Here is an 18,338-nt window from a genome sequence, read left to right as displayed (position 1 = left end):
CAAGCTCGCTCTAGCAGGCCTCAGAGCGCAGCCGTATGCGCCTCTAAATCGTGATGATCTCGAACTTCCCTTCGCGGAAGTGCTGGCGTAGGTCTTTCTTGTCGAACTTATCCACGCTGGTTTTGTCGATGTGATCCACGAAGGTCCAGTTCTCTGGCACCATCCAGCCGGGCACGCGTTGGCGAAGATCCTCGGCCAGCTCTTGTGCGGTTTCCACAGTCCAGGGGGTCCCCTCGGCAACCACTACTACTGCGAGCGGGCGCTGCCCCCATTTCTCCGATGGAATACCGATCACTGCAGCCTCGATCACGGCTGTGGGCTCCAACAGGTAGTTTTCCAGCGCCGCGGAGTAGATCCATTCGCCGCCTGAACGGATGATGTCCGCCTTGCGGTCGTGAATCGTCAGGTAGCCGTCTTTGTTCACTGTGGCGATGTCGCCGGTGCGCAGCCAGCCGTCATCGGTAAAGCGCGGGCTGTCGTCCATGTAGTACGAAGCCGTTACTGTGTTGCTGCGTACCTGCAGTTCGCCTTCGTTGCGGTCGTTAGCCTCCAGCACATTGTCGTTGTCGTCGACGATGCGGTAACGCATACCTGCGTGGAAGCGTCCCTGGCTTTCGCGATACTTGGCGCGGGCAGCACCGGCCACGCCAGCGGGCGGGTGGGCAACGGTGCCCACCGGGCCGGTCTCCGTCATACCCCAGGAGTGGATGATGTCCACGCCGAAGCGTTCCTCCCAGGCGTCGATCATGGCGGGGGAGACCTGCGAACCGCCGACGTAGATCTCCTGCAAGCTCATCTTCTTCGGGTTCCTTTTGGCGTAGTGAACCAGTAGGCCAGTCCATACGGCCGGCGAGCCGTGGGCTTGGCGGGGCATGGCGTCTGCGATCACATGTGCCAGGTGCTCCGGGGTAGCGCTGCGCCCGGTAAACACGATCGGAGCGCCGGCCATGAAAGCGGCTAGCGGCACGCCCCAGCTGAGGACGTGATAGATCGGCACACAGCACAGGAAGCTGGTGCCGTTGCGAATACTGAAGCTATCGGCGGCGCGCAGCTGCATGGAGTGCAGCCAGAGCGCGCGATGGGAGTAGACCACGCCTTTCGGTGGGCCTTCTGTGCCGGTGGAAAAGCAGATGGCCGCCGGTTCGGTTTCCTCCATGTGCGGCCAGTCGAAGTCGGCGCTACGCCCGTCGAGTACGGCTTCCAGGTTCAATACACGCAAGTGGCTAAAACCTGGCTTGCCTTGTTCGCCCCGTGCGGAGACGAGCCGCTGCACTGCCTCGGTATCCGCAAGGTTCGGCCCGATCACCAGCACCGCCTCCACGCAGGGGCAGTCAGCCAGCAGCGGGACAATCTGTTCCCTACAGGTCGGGTCGAGCACCAACACTTTTGGTGCCGCCTTGTTGATGATGTGCGTGATCTGGGTGTCCATGAGGTGCCGGTTGATGGGGTTAAAAACCGCGCCCATCGACGCCACGGAGAGCAGGACCTCCAAGTGTTCGGTGCAGTTCGGAAGCACGGTGGCCACGCGGTCGCCCCGTTCAATGCCGAATTCATCGCGCAGCATGTTGGCCATTGCGGCCGCGCGGATACCGATGTGCAGGAAGCTGGTTTGTTCCGCAGTTTCGTCAAAATACGTGGTCACGGTGGTGTTTCGGTGAACGCTGGCCCCGTATTCCAGGATCCTCGCTACGGATAGTGGGATCTCCTGCATCGTCGACTTCATGCATTTCAGCCTAGCCGTTAGGTACTCGCGGTGTGGGAGGTGCTATGGTTAGCTACGGAAGCCGGATGTGAGGCTCGTTTCTTTTCTCTTTCTTTCTTTTTACGACGCCACCCCGCGCTACACCCGCCGCCAGTCGCATCGTGGGACGTTAAGGCGGCAATCTTTCTGGAAGATTCCCGCAATCTTTGGGTTAAATTAAAAACTGTTGTCGAATACGCATGTCTGGCCAACCCTGGGGCTTCGCAGGCTTTTGAAGGGTCGATGAAGAAGTCAGACGTGAAAGGACTTTTGTGAGCCTGTCCGATATTTTGGCTCGTGGCCAAGCTAATGGCCTCGCCTCGTTGAAATTGCCGGAGCTGCGACAGATTGCAGCGGCACAGGGGCTGAAGGGCACCTCTGGTCTCCGCAAAGGTGAGTTGATCGCCGTTATCGAGTCCGGTGGTGCATCTGGTGGCGGTGGAGCGCCCCGGAAGCCGCAGGCTGCCGAAGAGCCCGCACCGAAGGAAAAGCCGGTTGAGGAGGCGCGGGAGGGGCGTCACCAAGAAAAGCACCAAGAAGAAACCGCAGAAAGCGCCGAAAAGCGCGGTAAGGGTGACGGTAAAGAACGCGGCGAAGATCGCGAGAAGAACCGTGACGAGCGTGGCGACAACGAGCGCGAAAACAACCACCGCGACGACAGTCACCGCGATGACAATAACCGCGGCAATCGCCGCAACCGTCGCAATCGCCGTAACCGCCGTAACCGTGGCCGTGACAATAATCGCGACAACAACCGTGATAACAACCGCAATAACAGCGGCAACAACAATAACGGCGATGGCAATAATGGCGGCGGCAACAACGGCGGCAACAACAACCGCGAACCGAAGCCGGAAGAGCTGACGCCTGTCGCGGGCATCCTCGATTTCGTCGATGCGAACACCGCATTCATCCGCACCACTGGCTACCACGCGGGCTCAACGGACGTGTACGTGCCGATCAACACGGTGCGCAAGTACGGCATGCGCCACGGCGACGCGATCGTCGGCACTATCCGTCCGAAGAACAACAACAATAACGGCGGCGGGCGCGGGCGAAACCGCCAGAAGTACACGCCGATCTACCAGGTGGAGACCGTTAATGGTCTGACCCCGGAACAGGCGGCAGCGCGCCCGCACTTTGCGAAGTTGACCCCGCTGTACCCGAACCAGCGCCTGCGCCTGGAGACCGACCCGAAGACGCTGACCACCCGTGTGATCGACCTGATCATGCCCATCGGCAAGGGCCAGCGCGCACTGATCGTTTCCCCGCCGAAGGCCGGTAAGACGACCATCCTGCAGGACATCGCCAACGCGATCTCCACGAACAACCCCGAGTGCTACCTCATGGTCGTGCTGGTGGATGAGCGCCCGGAGGAAGTGACGGACATGCAACGCTCCGTCAAGGGCGAAGTCATCGCCTCCACGTTCGACCGCCCGCCGGGGGAACACACCAACGTTGCCGAACTGGCCGTCGAGCGCGCAAAGCGCCTGGTGGAGCAAGGCAAGGACGTTGTTCTGTTGCTGGATTCCATCACCCGTCTGGGGCGCGCGTACAACAACTCCTCGCCGGCCTCTGGCCGAATCCTGTCCGGTGGTGTGGATTCCAATGCGCTGTACCCGCCGAAGCGCTTCCTGGGTGCTGCCCGCAATATTGAAAACGGCGGCTCCCTGACGATCATCGCCACTGCGATGGTGGAGACCGGCTCGGCCGGCGACACGGTGATCTTCGAGGAGTTCAAGGGCACCGGCAACGCGGAACTGAAGCTGGACCGTAAGATCTCCGAGCGCCGCGTGTTCCCGGCAGTGGACGTGAACCCGTCGGGCACGCGCAAGGACGAGCTGCTGCTCAGCCCAGAGGAGGCACGCATTATGCACAAGCTGCGCCGCATCCTGTCCGCGCTGGATTCGCAGGCGGCCATCGATCTGCTGATCAAACAGCTGCGTAAGACCAAGACCAACCGGGAGTTCATGCTGCAGGTTGCCAGCTCCGCGCCCCTGGCAGGCGAGGACGAGGAGGATTAAACCATGAGCCAATCACCGTCAGTCATCGACGACATCCTGGCCGAGTACCAGGGGCTGGAGATGCAGCTGAGTGATCCCGAGCTGCACAACGACCCGGCAGCTGCCCGCAAGGTCGGCAAGCGCTTTTCCGAGCTGCAGCCGATTATCCAGACGCACCAGAAGCTCGAGCAGGCTCGTGAGGATCACGAGGCCGCGTCCGAGATGGCATCCGAGGACAAGGAGTTCGCCGAGGAAGCTAAGCGTCTGGAGGAGGAGATTGGCGAGCTGGAGGAGCAGCTGACCGACCTGCTGGCCCCGCGCGACCCGCACGACGGCGATGACATCGTCATGGAGATCAAGTCCGGTGCCGGCGGCGAGGAAGCTGCGCTGTTCGCCGGCGAGCTGGCGCGCATGTATCAGCGCTACGCTGAGCGCCACGGCTTTAGCACCGAGATCCTGGGGCTGAACGAGACCGACCTGGGCGGCGTGAAGGACATGACCCTGTCCATCCGCTCCAAGCAGCCCTCCCGCGATGGCGCGTGGTCGGAGTTCAAGTTCGAAGGCGGCGTGCACCGCGTGCAGCGCATCCCCGTCACCGAGTCGCAGGGCCGCATCCAGACCTCCGCGGCGGGTGTGCTGGTGTACCCGGAGCCCGACGAGGTCGAGGACGTGCACATTGATGACAAGGACATCCGCGTGGACGTCTACCGTTCCTCCGGTAAGGGTGGCCAGGGCGTGAACACCACGGACTCCGCGGTGCGTATTACCCACCTGCCGACCAACATTGTGGTGACCTGCCAGAAGGAGCGCTCCCAAATTCAGAACCGCGCCCGTGCGATGCAGGTTCTGGCTGCGCGCCTGCAACAGATGAAGGAAGAGGAAGCCGAGGCAGAGGCAGCGGAGGGCCGTGCAGCGCAGATCCGCACCATGGATCGCTCCGAGCGTATCCGCACCTACAACTTCCCCGAGTCCCGCGTCTCCGACCACCGCATCGGCTACAAGGCCAACAACCTGGATGCCGTCCTGGATGGCGACCTGGAGGCGCTGCTCGCGGCGCTGAAGGAAGCCGACCGCGCACGTCGCCTCGAGGCGGAAGACTAGCCTTTCCGTAGCCCTGGGGCGGAACAGCAGGACGGGCAAAACAACAGGACGGCAGAACGGTGGGACGTTGAACATTAACCAGGCGATCCGCGAGGCCACTGCACAGTTGAACGCGGCGGGCATTGATTCCGCCGCAGTCGACGCGCGCCTGCTGATGCGCTACCTGCTCGCGGAGTCCGGCACTAGCTCAGCTGCGCCCGGCACCGGCTCTGACCCTGCTATGCCCCGCACAGCAGTCGACCCCGGTACTCTCTTTATGCGCGCCGACGATCCCGCCCCCAGCGCCTATGCCGACTGGGCGGCCCGCCGCGCCGCGCGCGAACCCCTCCAGCACATTGTGGGGTCCGCGCCTTTCTGCGGCCTGGACCTTTTTGTGGAGCCCGGCTGCTTCGTCCCGCGCCCCGAAACCGAGCTGCTCGCCGACTGGGCCACGCGCTTCCTCAAAGGGCGAGCTACACCGCGCGTGGTCGATTTATGCTGCGGTCCCGGCACGTTGGGGCTCGGGGTTTCTTTTCTTTATGACGCCCCCATCTCCCTTACTGGGGTCGAAGTGTCGCGCGCTGCGCTGCGCCTGGCTGAATGGAATGCTCGACTTGTTCCGCAGGTTGAAGCTACTTTCGTTCAGGCCGATCTGGCTGTAGATGATCCCGTGGAGTTGACGGCGACAGCGGGCGTTTCCCCCGAGGCTTTCGCGCCCGCGGACGTGGTCGTCTGCAACCCTCCGTACGTTCCGGAATCCGCGGAGGTTTCCCCCGAGGTAGCCGCCGACCCGCACGCAGCCGTGTTCTCCGGGGAGGACGGACTGGAGCTCATGCCACGGGTGCTGCAGTGGGCTGAGGCGCTGGGGCGCGCAAGTGGTGGCGTCGGAATAGAACACGACGACTCCAACGGCGCGCAGGTAGCAACCATGATGCAGCAACGCGGCTGGCGAGAGATCACTCAGCACCGCGACCTGGCCGGTCGGCCACGCTTCGTCACCGCCCTGCTGCCGCAGTAGTGCCGGCGATGGGGTTAAGGTAGAGCACGTAATAAATAAGCAAGAAAGGGCCGCAATGTCGAGAACCGTAGACGCAACCGATCCGCAGAACCGCGAGGCCGCACTAGACGCCGCGGCGAATGCGGTGCAGGGCGGACGGCTGGTCGTGCTGCCGACCGACACGGTCTACGGCATTGGCTGCGATGCCTTCGACAACGAGGCCGTGGCCGCCCTGTTACGAGCAAAGGGGCGCGGCCCCGACATGCCCGTGCCCGTGCTGGTTCCCAGCTGGACAACCATCCAAGGGCTCGTGCGCGAGTACACCTACAACATGCGTAAGCTCGTCGAGGCCTTCTGGCCGGGCGGGCTGTCGATGGTCGTCCACCAGGCGCCGAGCCTGCCATGGAACCTGGGGGATACGCGCGGCACCGTGATGCTGCGCATGCCCAACCAGCCCATTGCGCTGGAGCTGCTGGAGGGTACCGGCCCGATGGCCGTTTCCAGCGCCAACATTTCCGGCCAGCCGCCAGCGACGAACGTGCAGATGGCCGAGGATCAGCTGGGCGCGGACGTAACAACCTACATCGACGGTGGGGAAGCTCACCACGGCGTGGCCTCCACCATCGTTGATCTTTCCTCCGGTCGCCCGCGCATCCTGCGCGAGGGTGCGGCCACCACCGAGCGGGTAGCCGAGGTGCTGGGTATGAGCAGTGCGGAGCTGCGGGGAGACGTCTAATGACAGTCCTTACCCAGCCGGCTATCGGCGCAGGAATTCCCCTGCGCGAGTTGGTGTTGGTGCTGCTCATTGCCTGTGCGGTGACGTATCTGGTGACGGGCGTGGTGCGTTCGGTGATTCTGCGCTATGGCCGGATGGCTGCTCCGCGCGAGCGCGACGTGCACCAAGTTCCTATGCCGCGTCTGGGTGGAGTGGCAATGTTCACGGGGTTAGTCGTGGCGGTTGTAGTGGCGAACCAGCTGCCCGCGTTGACGCGCGGGTTCCCGCCGAGAACCCCTGATATGACAGCGGTGCTGATGGCCGCCTTCGTGATTGTCGTAGTCGGCGTAGTGGATGACCTCTACGACATCTCCTGGGTTCTGAAACTCGGCGGGCAGGTCGTGGGTGCCGTGGTGATGAGCTTGATGGGCTTGAGTTGGTACCTTTTCTATTTGCCGTTCGGGGCCGGCACCACCTTGATCCTGGACCAGGTCCAGTCCACGATCCTGACGGCGCTTCTGACCGTCACCATCGTGAACGCCATGAACTTTGTCGACGGCTTGGATGGTCTGGCCGCGGGATTGGGAGCGATCGCCGCCGGAACGATTCTGATCTATTCGCTGACCATCCTCCACGATCAGGGCGGCACCGTGGCGGCTTACCCGCCGGCTATCATTTCGGCAGCACTGGTAGGAATCTGCATGGGGTTCCTGCCCCATAACTTTTCGCCCGCGCGCATTTTCATGGGGGACAGCGGCGCGATGCTGATCGGCCTGCTGTTGTCCGCAGCCTGCACGTCGGCATCCGGGCGCATCAACGCGGCGCTATACGGACCGGCGGATATGATGGCCCTACTATCGCCGATGATTGTGGTTCTGGCCGCCCTGTCGATTCCGCTGCTGGATCTCGTGATGGCAGTGGTACGGCGCGTTTCCCAGGGGAAGAGCCCGTTCTCCCCGGATAAGAAACACCTGCATCACCGGCTGCTACACATAGGCCACAGCCAGAAGCGCGTGGTTTTGGTTTTGTACACCTGGGTTGGGGTAGTGGCTTTTGGTGCAGTGGGGCTGACCGTGCTGCCTCTGCACGTGATGGCGGGCTCCTTTAGTTTGCTGGTTATCGTAGCCATCGCGGCAACGGTGGTGCCACTGTGGCGGGAGAATCGGAAGTCGAACACGGCTCAGGTAAGCTAATCGCCATGAGTGAGGCGACTGAGAACAACGGTGCGGGGGCTAAAGAGCTGCCCGAGCTGAACGACGTATCCCAAGCTAGCGACCACGTCGGCCCGCTGAAGGCTGCCATGCGTTCCGGAGCCCTGGCGCTGCTGGTGCTGGGGGCGCTTTCCCTGTTGGTGTGGGGGCTCATCAGCGGCACCGAAGGGCTGTGGGGAGCAGGCATCGGGTGGCTGGTCGGCGGTGGATTTATGCTGTTGACGGTAGTGATTGTGCTGTTTAGTTCCAACACCTCGCCCTCGATGACGATGGGCTTGATCCTGGGCAGCTGGCTGGTTAAGGCAGCTGTGCTGCTGGGTATTCTTTTCTTCCTGAAGGACAAGACCTTTTACGACACTGCCGCGCTGGCCGTGACTGTGATGCTAAGCATGATCGCAGTCCTTGTGATTGAGACGCTTGCGGTTACGCGTTCCCAAAAGCTCTACATCAGCTAGTTCTAGTGCAGTTCTAGCGATAGCCCGCGCCCCGGTTTGCAAAGTCATTGCAGACCGGGGCGTGTTGTGTTTTGCAGGAAGCGAGTCGACGCTTGAACCCGACGAGCACTGTGGGTAAACGCAGTAGGCGGGGGGTGTGCCAACACAATAAAGACATACAAATGATTCTGGAACCAAAAACTTTGAAATCCACGACCAAGCGGGGGGACCCGCAACGTGTTTCACTTAGCGATTCGCGAGTTAAAGCTGATATTGTTCTATCGGGCCATTTATTGGCACACGTATGTGTGAACAGTAGATACGGCACCGGCTGATTATGTAGGGACGTGCGACGGAGTCCCTCAGCATCAGCCTAACTCTTCGAAAAGAGACCTCCATCGCACCGCAGTGATTCTGTGCAATCTTGCGGCCCAATCACGGGAGAGAACGCTGAGCGTAACAACCTTGGCCATGAAGGGCGAGTTTCACGTACCTTCATTGGAACACGAATTCTTCCCGGGGCAAGTGGATAGCAACCAGCTGTGGTTCAGTGAGTTTGCTGGTGGAGCCTTCGCGCTCGACCGCCTCATGGTCATCCGTATTGTGATGATTCTTCTGGTTTCCGCATTCTTTTTCTTTGCAATGCGGAAGCCGAAGCTGATTCCGAGCGGCGTGCAGAACGTTGCTGAGTACTTCTTGGACTTCGTTCGGATTCACATCGCGGAGGATATCTTGGGCAAGAAGGAGGGGCGCCGGTTCCTGCCGATCATCGCCGCTATCTTCTTCACCGTCCTTGCCGTCAACATGTCGACGATCATCCCGTTTATGAACATTTCAGCCAGCGCTCGAGTGGGTCTGCCACTGGTGCTGGCTGTTGTTGCGTATATCGCATTCATTTACGCGGGAGTGAAGCGCTATGGCTTCGGCAAGTACATCAAGTCCTCGCTGATCATTCCTGGTTTGCCTTCTTGGCTCCACTTCATCGTGGCGCCGATTGAGGCATTCTCCACATTCGTCCTCCGTCCGGTAACGCTGACGATTCGTCTTATGGCGAACATGTTGGCTGGACACATCATCCTCGTCATGCTGTTCAGTGCCACGAACTTCTTCTTCTGGCAGATGAGCGGTTGGACTGTGGCTGCTGGCGGCACGATCCTCTTCGCGATCGCCTTCACCCTGTTCGAGCTCATGGTGATCTTCCTGCAGGCATACATCTTCTCCCTGCTGACCGCCGTGTACATCGAGCTGTCCCTCCACGCAGACGAGCACTAATTCGCCCCTTTTTAAGTACTCAAATGACCAAGCCGGATAACAACAAAAGAAAAGCTGCAACCGGCTGGTTCTCAGAAAGGTAATGGAAACCAAATGAACGACATCTTCCTCATCGCGCAGGACACCACCACCAAGTTCCAGGGCTTCGGCACCATCGGCTACGGCCTGGCTGCTATCGGCTCCGCTATCGGTGTGGGCAACGTTGCAGGTAAGACCGCTGAGGCAATGGCTCGCCAGCCCGAGATGGCCGGCCAGCTGCGCACCACCATGTTCCTGGGTATCGCTTTCGCCGAGGCACTGGCTCTGATCGGCTTCGTCGCCGGCTTCCTGTTCTAATTTCAGTGCGATTGGCCGCTCTTTAAGAGCACTTTCTAACCACCGCACCAGAATCGAAAGCTGGAGACTATGACGAACACCTTTTTGTTAGCAGCTGAGAAGCTGCCGATGGAGGAGTCGGTTAATCCGCTGCTTCCTCCGCTGTACGACATCGTCTGGTCCATCATTCCTTTTGCAGTCATCCTGTTTGTCTTTTGGAAGTTCGTGCTTCCGAAGTTCCAGGAAGTGCTGAATCAGCGCGAGGACCAGATCGAGGGCGGCATTCGGCGCGCCGAGTCCGCTCAGGCAGAGGCTAAGGCTGCCTTGGAGAAGTACAACGCTCAGCTTGCTGAAGCACGCACTGAGGCCGCTCAGATTCGTGACGATGCCCGTTCCCAGGGGCAGAAGATCATCGCGGACATGAAGGCTCAGGCAACCGAAGAGTCCAACCGTATCGTCGAGTCGGGCCACAAGCAGCTCGAGGCACAGCGTTCCGCCGTTGTCACCGACCTGCGCAAGGAGATGGGTGAAAACTCAATCAACTTGGCTGAGCGCCTGCTGGGCGAGCAGCTGTCGGACGACGTGAAGCGCTCGGGCACCATCGATAACTTCCTCGCCGGACTGGACAACGTCGGCGCATCCGGGAAGTGATCGGTATGCACGCAGCGAGCCGAGAGGCAATTGAGCGCCTCGAGCAGACCCTAGACCAGGGTCTCAACGAGACCTCCGACAAAGTGGGCACCGGTGTGAACACCGGCACCGAGCTGTTCGACGTCGTCGAGCTGCTCGACAGTGACCGCGGCCTACGTGTCGCGCTGATCGACCCGGCGAGGGATGCCAACACCCGCGTGGAACTGGCCAAGAGCCTGTTCGGCGGCAAGGTGTCTGCCTCGACGGAAGAAATCGTGTCTGCTGCTGTATCCCAGTCGTGGTCCAACACTCGCGACCTACGCGACGGACTGGTGAAGCTGGGCCGCCTGGCCCTGCTGCGCGCCGCCGACGCTCAAGGTCAGCAGGACCGCGTTGAAGACGAACTGTTCCAGCTGGCCCGCATCATCGAACGTGAGCCGGAGCTGGAGCTGAAGCTGGCCGACCGCGCCGCATCCCCGGATGCACGCCGCGACCTGCTGGCAAAGGTTCTGTATGGAAAGGTCACTTCTACGACCGAGGCACTGGCGTTGCAGGCAATTGGCCGTCTGCGTCAGCGTCCAGTCGAGGAACTTGACTCGTTGGTTGACGAGGTAGCTGCACAGGAGGGACGCACCGTAGCGCGCGTTCGTGCCGCAGCTGCCCTGGGTGAACAGCAGAAGTCCACTCTGTCGGACAAGCTGGAGAAGATTTACGGTCGCAAGATTGCGGTCCACTCCGAGGTTGATACCAGCCTCCTCGGCGGTGCCGTGATCCGCGTCGGACACGAGATTATCGACGGCAGCACTGCAGGTAACCTGCGGCGCCTCCGCGCGTCGATCGCTTAGGGCGTCATAAAAAGGCGTCCCAAGAAACCGACAAAGACCAAGCAAGAAAATAGATGCTGGAAGACGAAACCGAGAGCAGGAAGAACATGGCGGAGCTGACGATCTCCTCCGATGAGATCCGTAGCGCGATTGCGAACTACACCTCGAGCTACTCCCCGGAGGCCTCCCGTGAGGAGGTCGGCGTGGTCACGGCGGCTGCAGACGGTATTGCCCAGGTAAGCGGCATGCCCTCTGTGATGGCTAACGAGCTACTCGAGTTCCCAGGCGGCGTGATTGGCGTCGCACAGAACCTCGACACCGACAGCGTCGGCGTCGTGATCCTGGGTAACTTCGAGACCCTCAAGGAGGGCGACGAGGTCAAGAGGACCGGCGAGGTCCTGTCCATTCCGGTTGGGGAGAAGTTCCTCGGCCGCGTTATCAACCCACTGGGTCAGGCCATCGACGGCCTGGGCGACATCGAGTCCGAGGAAGAACGTGCCCTCGAGCTCCAGGCGCCCTCCGTTCTGATGCGCCAGCCCGTCGAGGAGCCGATGCAGACCGGCATCAAGGCTATCGACGCAATGACCCCGATTGGCCGTGGTCAGCGTCAGCTGATCATTGGCGACCGCAAGACCGGTAAGACCTCGGTCTGCATCGATACCATCCTGAACCAGCGCGACAACTGGGCAACCGGCGACCCGAAGCAGCAGGTTCGCTGCATCTACGTTGCTGTTGGCCAGAAGGGTTCCACGATCGCTTCGATCCGTAAGACCCTGGAGGACCACGGCGCGCTGGAGTACACCACCATCGTGGCAGCACCGGCATCCGACTCGGCCGGCTTTAAGTGGCTGGCACCGTTCACCGGCGCCGCACTGGGCCAGCACTGGATGTACCAGGGCAAGCACGTCCTGGTTATCTACGATGATCTGACCAAGCAGGCTGAGGCCTACCGTGCGATCTCCCTGCTGCTGCGTCGCCCGCCGGGCCGCGAGGCGTACCCCGGTGACGTCTTCTACCTGCACTCCCGTCTGCTGGAGCGCGCAGCGAAGCTGAACGACGAGCTGGGCGGCGGTTCCCTGACGGCACTGCCGATCATTGAGACGAAGGCAAACGATGTGTCTGCCTTCATTCCGACCAACGTTATTTCCATTACCGACGGTCAGGTATTCCTGGAGTCCGACCTGTTCAACCAGGGTGTCCGACCGGCTATCAACGTTGGTGTGTCCGTCTCCCGTGTTGGTGGTGCCGCACAGACCAAGGGCATGAAGAAGGTGTCCGGTTCCCTGCGTCTGGACCTGGCCGCATACCGTGACCTGGAGGCATTCGCTGCCTTCGCATCCGACCTGGACCCGGCCTCCAAGGCACAGCTGGAGCGCGGTAAGCGCCTGGTCGAGCTGCTGAAGCAGAAGGAGACCGAGCCGCAGTCCGTCGAGGACCAGATGGTTTCCATCTACCTGGCCGGCGAGGGCGAGTTCGACGACGTTCCGGTTGAGGACGTTCGCCGCTTCGAATCCGAGCTGCTGGAGAACCTGCACGCTTCCCACGGTGGCGTGTTCGAGCAGATCAAGGGTGGCACCCCGTTCAGCGACGAATCCAAGGCCGAGCTGGCTGGCGCAGTCCAGGACTTCAAGCAGGGCTTCCAGACCACCGACGGCACCCCCGTCATCAACGAGCCGGAAGCTCGCCCGCTTGGCGACGACGAGGTCACTAAGTCCCAGATCACTGTCTCCCGCAAAACCCAGTAGGCGCGGAAGGTAAGTGAGCACAGTGACCACCAAAACCATTAATGAAACAGAAGGGAGGCGATAGTTATGGCTAGTCTTCGCGAACTGAGGACACGCATCAAGTCCGTGAACTCGACTAAGAAGATCACGAAGGCCCAGGAGCTCATCGCCACCTCGAGGATCACGAAGGCTCAGGCACGTGTCGACGATGCGGAGCCTTACGCGGAAGAAATCACCCGTGTGGTTCAGCGCCTGGCTTCCGCTAGCACCCTGGATCACAAGATCCTGCAGGAGCCGACGGATACTTCCCGCGCTGCAATCCTCGTGGTTTCAAGTGACCGTGGCATGTGCGGTGGCTACAACAACAACGTCTTTAAGAAGACTGCAGAGTTGCGCAAGCGCCTGGAGAACGAAGGCAAGGACGTTGTTCTGTACGTCTCTGGTAACAAGGGCATCTCCTACTACAACTTCCGTGGCGAGGACATCGCAGGCTCCTGGTCGGGTTACTCTCAGGACCCCGACTACGCGGCTACCCACGATGTACGTCGCCACCTGATTGATGGCTTCGTCGCCGGTTCCGAAGGAACCGCTAAATGGCGCGAAGGCCTAAACGCGGAAGAGGGGCAGGCTGTACAGGGGTTCGACGAGGTACACATCGTGTACACGCGCTTCGAGTCCATGTTGAGCCAGAAGCCAGAGGCACACCGACTGTTGCCGATCGAGACTGTGGTTGAGGAAGAGAAGTTCGAGCTCGGTGAGGATCTGGTCTCCGACAAGGCTGACCAGGTTTCCGCCGACTACGACTTCGAGCCCGACCCAGACACCCTGTTGAAGGCTTTGCTGCCGCAGTATGTCTCCCGAGGCATCTTCGCAGCAATGCTGGAGTCTGCGGCGTCGGAATCCGCAGCGCGTCGTACCGCGATGAGCGCCGCAACCGACAATGCGACCGACCTGGTCAAGCAGCTTTCTCGAGTTGCCAACCAGGCTCGTCAGGCCCAGATTACCCAGGAAATTACAGAGATCGTCGGTGGCGCATCCGCGCTCGCCGATAGCGGAGAAAGTGATTAAGTATGACTACAGCAAACCAGGTTCAGCCTTCTGCTGAATCGGCTGTTGCGGGCCGCGTCGTGCGAGTTATCGGCCCGGTCGTCGACGTGGAGTTTCCGCGCGGCCAGCAGCCAGCACTGTTCAACGCACTGACCGTCGAGGTTGACCTCGAGGCAGTGGCAAAGACCATCACCCTGGAGGTTGCACAGCACCTCGGGGACAACCTCGTGCGCGCCGTGTCCATGGCACCGACTGACGGCCTGATCCGTGGCGCTGAGGTTACCGACACCGGTAAGCCGATTTCCGTACCGGTCGGCGACGTTGTCAAGGGCCACGTCTTCAACGCTCTGGGCGACTGCCTGGACGAGCCGGGCCTGGGCCGCGACGGCGAGCAGTGGGGTATCCACCGCGAGCCACCGGCATTCGACCAGCTCGAGGGTAAGACCGAGATCCTGGAGACCGGTATTAAGGTCATCGACCTGCTGACCCCGTACGTGAAGGGCGGCAAGATCGGCCTGTTCGGTGGCGCAGGTGTGGGTAAGACGGTTCTCATCCAGGAGATGATTACCCGTATCGCCCGCGAGTTCTCCGGTACCTCCGTGTTCGCCGGTGTTGGTGAGCGTACCCGTGAGGGCACCGACCTCTTCCTGGAAATGGAAGAGATGGGCGTGCTGCAGGATACCGCGCTTGTGTTCGGCCAGATGGACGAGCCGCCGGGAGTCCGTATGCGCGTGGCTCTGTCCGGTCTGACCATGGCGGAGTACTTCCGCGATGTTCAGAACCAGGACGTGCTGCTGTTCATCGACAACATTTTCCGTTTCACCCAGGCTGGTTCTGAGGTTTCGACCTTGCTGGGTCGTATGCCTTCTGCCGTGGGCTACCAGCCCACCCTGGCTGATGAGATGGGTGTTCTGCAGGAGCGTATTACCTCGACCAAGGGTCGTTCCATTACCTCCCTGCAGGCTGTTTACGTGCCGGCCGATGACTACACCGACCCGGCACCGGCTACGACCTTCGCCCACCTGGATGCGACGACCGAGCTGGATCGTTCGATTGCCTCGAAGGGTATTTACCCTGCAGTGAACCCGCTGACCTCTACCTCTCGTATCCTCGAGCCGGGTATCGTCGGCGAGCGTCACTACGAGGTTGCCCAGCGCGTGATCCACATCCTGCAGAAGAACAAGGAGCTGCAGGACATCATCGCCATCCTGGGTATGGACGAGCTCTCGGAAGAGGACAAGATCACCGTTCAGCGCGCACGTCGCCTGGAGCGCTTCCTGGGCCAGAACTTCTTCGTGGCGGAGAAGTTCACTGGCCTGCCGGGCTCCTACGTGCCGCTGAAGGACACGATCGATGCCTTCGAGCGCATCTGCGACGGCGAGTTCGACGCTTACCCGGAGCAGGCCTTCAACGGTCTGGGTGGCCTGGACGATGTCGAGGCTGCTTACAAGAAGATGACCGAAAAGTAAGGGGTTAAGCACATGGCTGAGATTGCCGCACAACTGGTCTCCGTGGAACGTCCGCTGTGGGTTGGTACCGCAACGTCCGTTACCGCGCAGACCACTGAGGGCGAGATCGGCGTGCTCCCTGGTCACGAGCCTCTGCTCGGCCAGCTGGTCGAGAACGGCGTCGTTACCATTCGGACGAATACCGGTGAGAAGCTGGTGGCCGCGGTGCAGGGCGGGTTCCTGTCCGTGTCCTCCAAGAAGATCACCATTCTGGCGGATTCTGCATCGTGGGCCGGCGAGGTCAACGTTGCGGATGCCGAGTCCCGCAAGCAGTCTGCAGAGACTGAGCACGACAAGGCCGTCGCAGAGTCCGAGTTGCGCGCTGTGAAGCGTATGGAAGCTTAAAGCTATCTAGCTTTCAGCTTCCCTGACGAACGGGTTCCACTGATTTACCAGTGGGGCCCGTTTCGCTTTTTCGAAACCCTCTTCATGCCTGTAAGTTAGGTATATGGCGTGGTTGTTGTATTTTCTTGCGGCGGTGACGCTGGTTGTCGTCATCGCCGTTGTGTGGCGTTTCTTCGCGCTGCGTTCCCAGGGGTATCCCGTGGTCGTCCGACGCCTGCCGAATTCTGATGGCCGGCACTGGCGCCACGGGATTTTGAAGTATTCGGGCCAATCCGCCAAGTTCTACAAGCTGCGCAGCCTGCGTCCTGCCTCGGATGTGGTGTTGACGCGCCTCGGCACCTCGATTGTGTCCCGCCGTGAAATCACTCCGCGGGAGTCCGCTTTCTTGGAGGACAACGTTCACGTCGTCGAGGTGGTTCACCGAAAGACACATTGGGAGATCGCCCTGGATAGCGCAGGGGATACCGCGCTAGTGTCCTGGCTCGAGTCCGCCCCGTCGGAGCGTCGCATACCCCGTCATTGAGTAGCCGTCAGCTTCGGTAGCGTAGGCTGAACAACCATGCGCTTAGTCATTGCTCGCTGCTGTGTCGATTACGTCGGACGCCTGGAGGCCCACCTGCCTCCCGCCGATCGTTTGATCTTGGTGAAGGCCGATGGTTCGGTCTCTATCCACGCCGACGATCGTGCATATAAGCCGCTCAATTGGATGATGCCGCCGTGTTCCCTCGAGGCCGTCGAGGCTAGTTCTCTTGATGGTGATGACGCCCCTACGGAGTATTCGGAGCTAGGCAATGAGGGGGTCGAGCAGTTGTGGATCGTCACGAATCCAAAGGGGGAGCAGCTGCGGATTCAGATCTTCGAGATCTACTCAGATACGGAGCACGACCTAGGGGAGGATCCGGGCCTGGTGAAGGATGGCGTGGAGGCACACCTGCAGGAGCTGTTGGCTGAGCAGATTGAGATTTTGGGTGAGGGCTACTCCTTGATCCGCCGGGAGTACCCGACGGCTATCGGGCCGGTGGACATTCTGTCTAAGGATTCAACTGGAGCGACGGTGGCTGTGGAGATCAAGCGCCGCGGTGGCATCGATGGTGTGGAGCAGCTGACCCGCTATGTGGAACTGCTGAACCGGGACGAGCTGCTGGCTCCGGTGACGGGCGTGTTTGCTGCCCAGGAGATCAAGCCGCAGGCTCGCACACTGGCGGAGGACCGCGGGTTTCGTTGCGTTACCCTGGATTATGAAGCAATGCGAGGGACCGACTCCTCGGAGCTGCGGCTTTTCTAAAAGACTCAGCGCTCTTTGTCGGGTTTAGTCCTCAACAGGCGATTAATTACTCCCGCGCGGCCAGCGCGTGGGAGGGCAAGTAAGAAAGGACACTTTCAAGGTGACGAATCCTTCTAATACCCCTCCGTCCCGTTTTGTAGCTGGGGCAGTGGACCTGGGGGCTGTAAAGCAGCAAGCCGAGCAGCGGGCGCAGGCGCAGGCTCGCGCTGCCCAGGCTGGCGCAGCCGCTGGAGGTGCTGGCGCGGCAGGCGCACCGGCAGGCCAGCCAGGTTCGGCTGGTGGAGTCGGCGCTGGGGGCGCTGGAGCTCCGGCAGCTTTCGTTAGTACCATCACCCCGGAGAACTTCGAGTTGGACCTTGTGGTTCGCTCTACTCAGGTGCCTGTGGTCACGCTGTTGGGTTCTGCCCGCTCGGAAGCCTCTGAGCAAATGCGCAAGGACTTCACCAAGCTGGCTGAGTCCCAGCAGGCGCCGACCAAGTGGCTCTTCCGTTATGTGGATGTCGACGCCACCCCGGAGGTCGCTCAGGCCTTCGGCGTGCAGGCAATCCCTACCGTCATCGCGCTGGCAGCCGGTCGCCCGCTGACCAACTTCGAGGGCGGCCAGCCCGCCGCGCAGCTGCAGGGGTGGGTAGATGCTGTGGTGCAGGCCGTAGACGGCAAGCTGCGCGGGCTCGCTCCGGAAGAGGATCCGGCTAATGCGGCCGGCGGTGGCGCAGGCGCCGACTCGGACGGTGCTGACGCGAACCAGGATGCGGGTGACCCGCGCCTGGCAGCCGCCGCCGAGAAGCTGGAGGCAGAGGATTACGCGGGCGCTATTGCGGAGTATGACGCCATCCTTGCCAACTCCGCCCAGGCCGATGAAGAGGTCGTAGGGGAGGCCCGCGCGGCGCGTGCCAACGCGCTGCTGATGCAGCGCCTGTCCACGGGCGGGGATGAGTTCGCAGAATCCGACCGCCTGCTGCTGGCGGGCGACAAGCCCCAGGCCTTCGACCTTTTGATCGAAGAGCTGCGCCCGTCCGCAGAGGGCAGCGCAGATCACAAGAAGCAGGCGAAGGCTCGCCTGCTGGAGCTGTTCAGCCTGTTCGACCCGGCGGACCCGGAGGTCATCGCGGGCCGCACCCGCATGGCCTCGGCACTGTTCTAGGCGCCAGATCCGCTCAGGCTCGGAAGCTGGGCCGGGTCGGCCCAAGATGCTCCGGCCGCGAGA

18 protein-coding genes are annotated in these 18,338 nt (G+C 61.3%); 17 read left to right on the top strand and 1 reads right to left on the bottom strand.

The features are described 5' to 3' along the window. Positions 1-43: 43 nt before the first annotated feature. Complete coding sequence (locus MHX63_RS02250; RefSeq protein WP_239387051.1) at positions 44-1,723, bottom strand: long-chain fatty-acid--CoA ligase; 1,680 nt, start codon at positions 1,721-1,723, stop codon at positions 44-46. 290 nt (positions 1,724-2,013) lie between these two features. Between MHX63_RS02250 and rho the strand changes: the two genes are divergently transcribed. The 17 genes from rho to MHX63_RS02165 all read left to right on the top strand — a co-directional run bounded on the left by rho (position 2,014) and on the right by MHX63_RS02165 (position 18,275). Continuing rightward, positions 2,014-3,765 carry a transcription termination factor Rho gene (gene rho, locus MHX63_RS02245; RefSeq protein ID WP_239387050.1) on the top strand — a complete coding sequence of 584 codons (1,752 nt, stop codon included), beginning with the start codon at positions 2,014-2,016 and terminating at the stop codon, positions 3,763-3,765. 3 nt (positions 3,766-3,768) lie between these two features. Further along, positions 3,769-4,845 carry a peptide chain release factor 1 gene (prfA, locus tag MHX63_RS02240; protein ID WP_034985602.1) on the top strand — a complete coding sequence of 359 codons (1,077 nt, stop codon included), beginning with the start codon at positions 3,769-3,771 and terminating at the stop codon, positions 4,843-4,845. Between the two features lie 67 nt (positions 4,846-4,912). After that, positions 4,913-5,842, top strand: coding sequence for a HemK/PrmC family methyltransferase (locus MHX63_RS02235; protein ID WP_239387049.1), 930 nt, complete (start codon positions 4,913-4,915; stop codon positions 5,840-5,842). Positions 5,843-5,897: 55 nt separating this feature from the next. Beyond that, on the top strand, positions 5,898-6,557 hold the full coding sequence (locus MHX63_RS02230; protein WP_239387048.1) for an L-threonylcarbamoyladenylate synthase: 660 nt from the start codon (positions 5,898-5,900) through the stop codon (positions 6,555-6,557). After that, on the top strand, positions 6,557-7,729 hold the full coding sequence (locus MHX63_RS02225) for an MraY family glycosyltransferase (RefSeq protein WP_239387047.1): 1,173 nt from the start codon (positions 6,557-6,559) through the stop codon (positions 7,727-7,729). The genes MHX63_RS02230 and MHX63_RS02225 overlap by 1 nt, the downstream gene beginning before the upstream one ends. Before the next feature lie 5 nt (positions 7,730-7,734). Continuing rightward, positions 7,735-8,202: a hypothetical protein gene (locus tag MHX63_RS02220; RefSeq protein WP_239387046.1), complete on the top strand. Its 468-nt coding sequence runs from the start codon at positions 7,735-7,737 to the stop codon at positions 8,200-8,202. Between the two features lie 450 nt (positions 8,203-8,652). Continuing rightward, positions 8,653-9,453 (top strand): F0F1 ATP synthase subunit A, encoded by an 801-nt coding sequence (gene atpB / locus MHX63_RS02215; protein WP_034985596.1) that lies wholly within the window; start codon positions 8,653-8,655, stop codon positions 9,451-9,453. Positions 9,454-9,546: 93 nt separating this feature from the next. Further along, on the top strand, positions 9,547-9,789 hold the full coding sequence (locus MHX63_RS02210) for an ATP synthase F0 subunit C (protein WP_005292984.1): 243 nt from the start codon (positions 9,547-9,549) through the stop codon (positions 9,787-9,789). Between the two features lie 69 nt (positions 9,790-9,858). Further along, positions 9,859-10,419, top strand: coding sequence for a F0F1 ATP synthase subunit B (locus MHX63_RS02205; protein WP_034985593.1), 561 nt, complete (start codon positions 9,859-9,861; stop codon positions 10,417-10,419). Between the two features lie 5 nt (positions 10,420-10,424). After that, a complete protein-coding gene (locus tag MHX63_RS02200) occupies positions 10,425-11,243 on the top strand; it encodes a F0F1 ATP synthase subunit delta (protein WP_239387045.1) in 819 nt (272 codons plus the stop codon). A gap of 86 nt (positions 11,244-11,329) precedes the next feature. Next, positions 11,330-12,967 (top strand): F0F1 ATP synthase subunit alpha, encoded by a 1,638-nt coding sequence (atpA, locus tag MHX63_RS02195; RefSeq protein WP_034985862.1) that lies wholly within the window; start codon positions 11,330-11,332, stop codon positions 12,965-12,967. Positions 12,968-13,033: 66 nt separating this feature from the next. Then, on the top strand, positions 13,034-14,014 hold the full coding sequence (locus tag MHX63_RS02190; protein WP_239387044.1) for a F0F1 ATP synthase subunit gamma: 981 nt from the start codon (positions 13,034-13,036) through the stop codon (positions 14,012-14,014). Between the two features lie 2 nt (positions 14,015-14,016). Next, positions 14,017-15,462 carry a F0F1 ATP synthase subunit beta gene (gene atpD, locus MHX63_RS02185; RefSeq protein WP_035003546.1) on the top strand — a complete coding sequence of 482 codons (1,446 nt, stop codon included), beginning with the start codon at positions 14,017-14,019 and terminating at the stop codon, positions 15,460-15,462. A 12-nt stretch (positions 15,463-15,474) separates the two neighbouring features. After that, entirely contained in the window at positions 15,475-15,846 is a 372-nt protein-coding gene (locus MHX63_RS02180; protein WP_239387043.1) for a F0F1 ATP synthase subunit epsilon, read from the top strand. Positions 15,847-15,949: 103 nt separating this feature from the next. Further along, the gene (locus tag MHX63_RS02175) at positions 15,950-16,369 is read left to right on the top strand and encodes a DUF2550 domain-containing protein (RefSeq protein WP_239387042.1); all 420 of its coding nucleotides are present in this window, start codon (positions 15,950-15,952) and stop codon (positions 16,367-16,369) included. Positions 16,370-16,405: 36 nt separating this feature from the next. Then, positions 16,406-17,131, top strand: a complete 726-nt coding sequence (gene nucS, locus MHX63_RS02170) for an endonuclease NucS (RefSeq protein WP_239387041.1) — start codon at positions 16,406-16,408, stop codon at positions 17,129-17,131. Positions 17,132-17,231: 100 nt separating this feature from the next. Next, positions 17,232-18,275, top strand: coding sequence for a tetratricopeptide repeat protein (locus MHX63_RS02165; RefSeq protein WP_239387040.1), 1,044 nt, complete (start codon positions 17,232-17,234; stop codon positions 18,273-18,275). Positions 18,276-18,338 lie beyond the last annotated feature (63 nt).

It is taken from the genome of Corynebacterium sp. ACRQK, assembly GCF_022345965.1.
Classification (GTDB): Bacteria; Actinomycetota; Actinomycetes; order Mycobacteriales; family Mycobacteriaceae; genus Corynebacterium.
The sequence above is the reverse complement of the archived record's forward strand: the minus strand, read 5'-3'. Positions and strand labels throughout refer to the sequence as shown.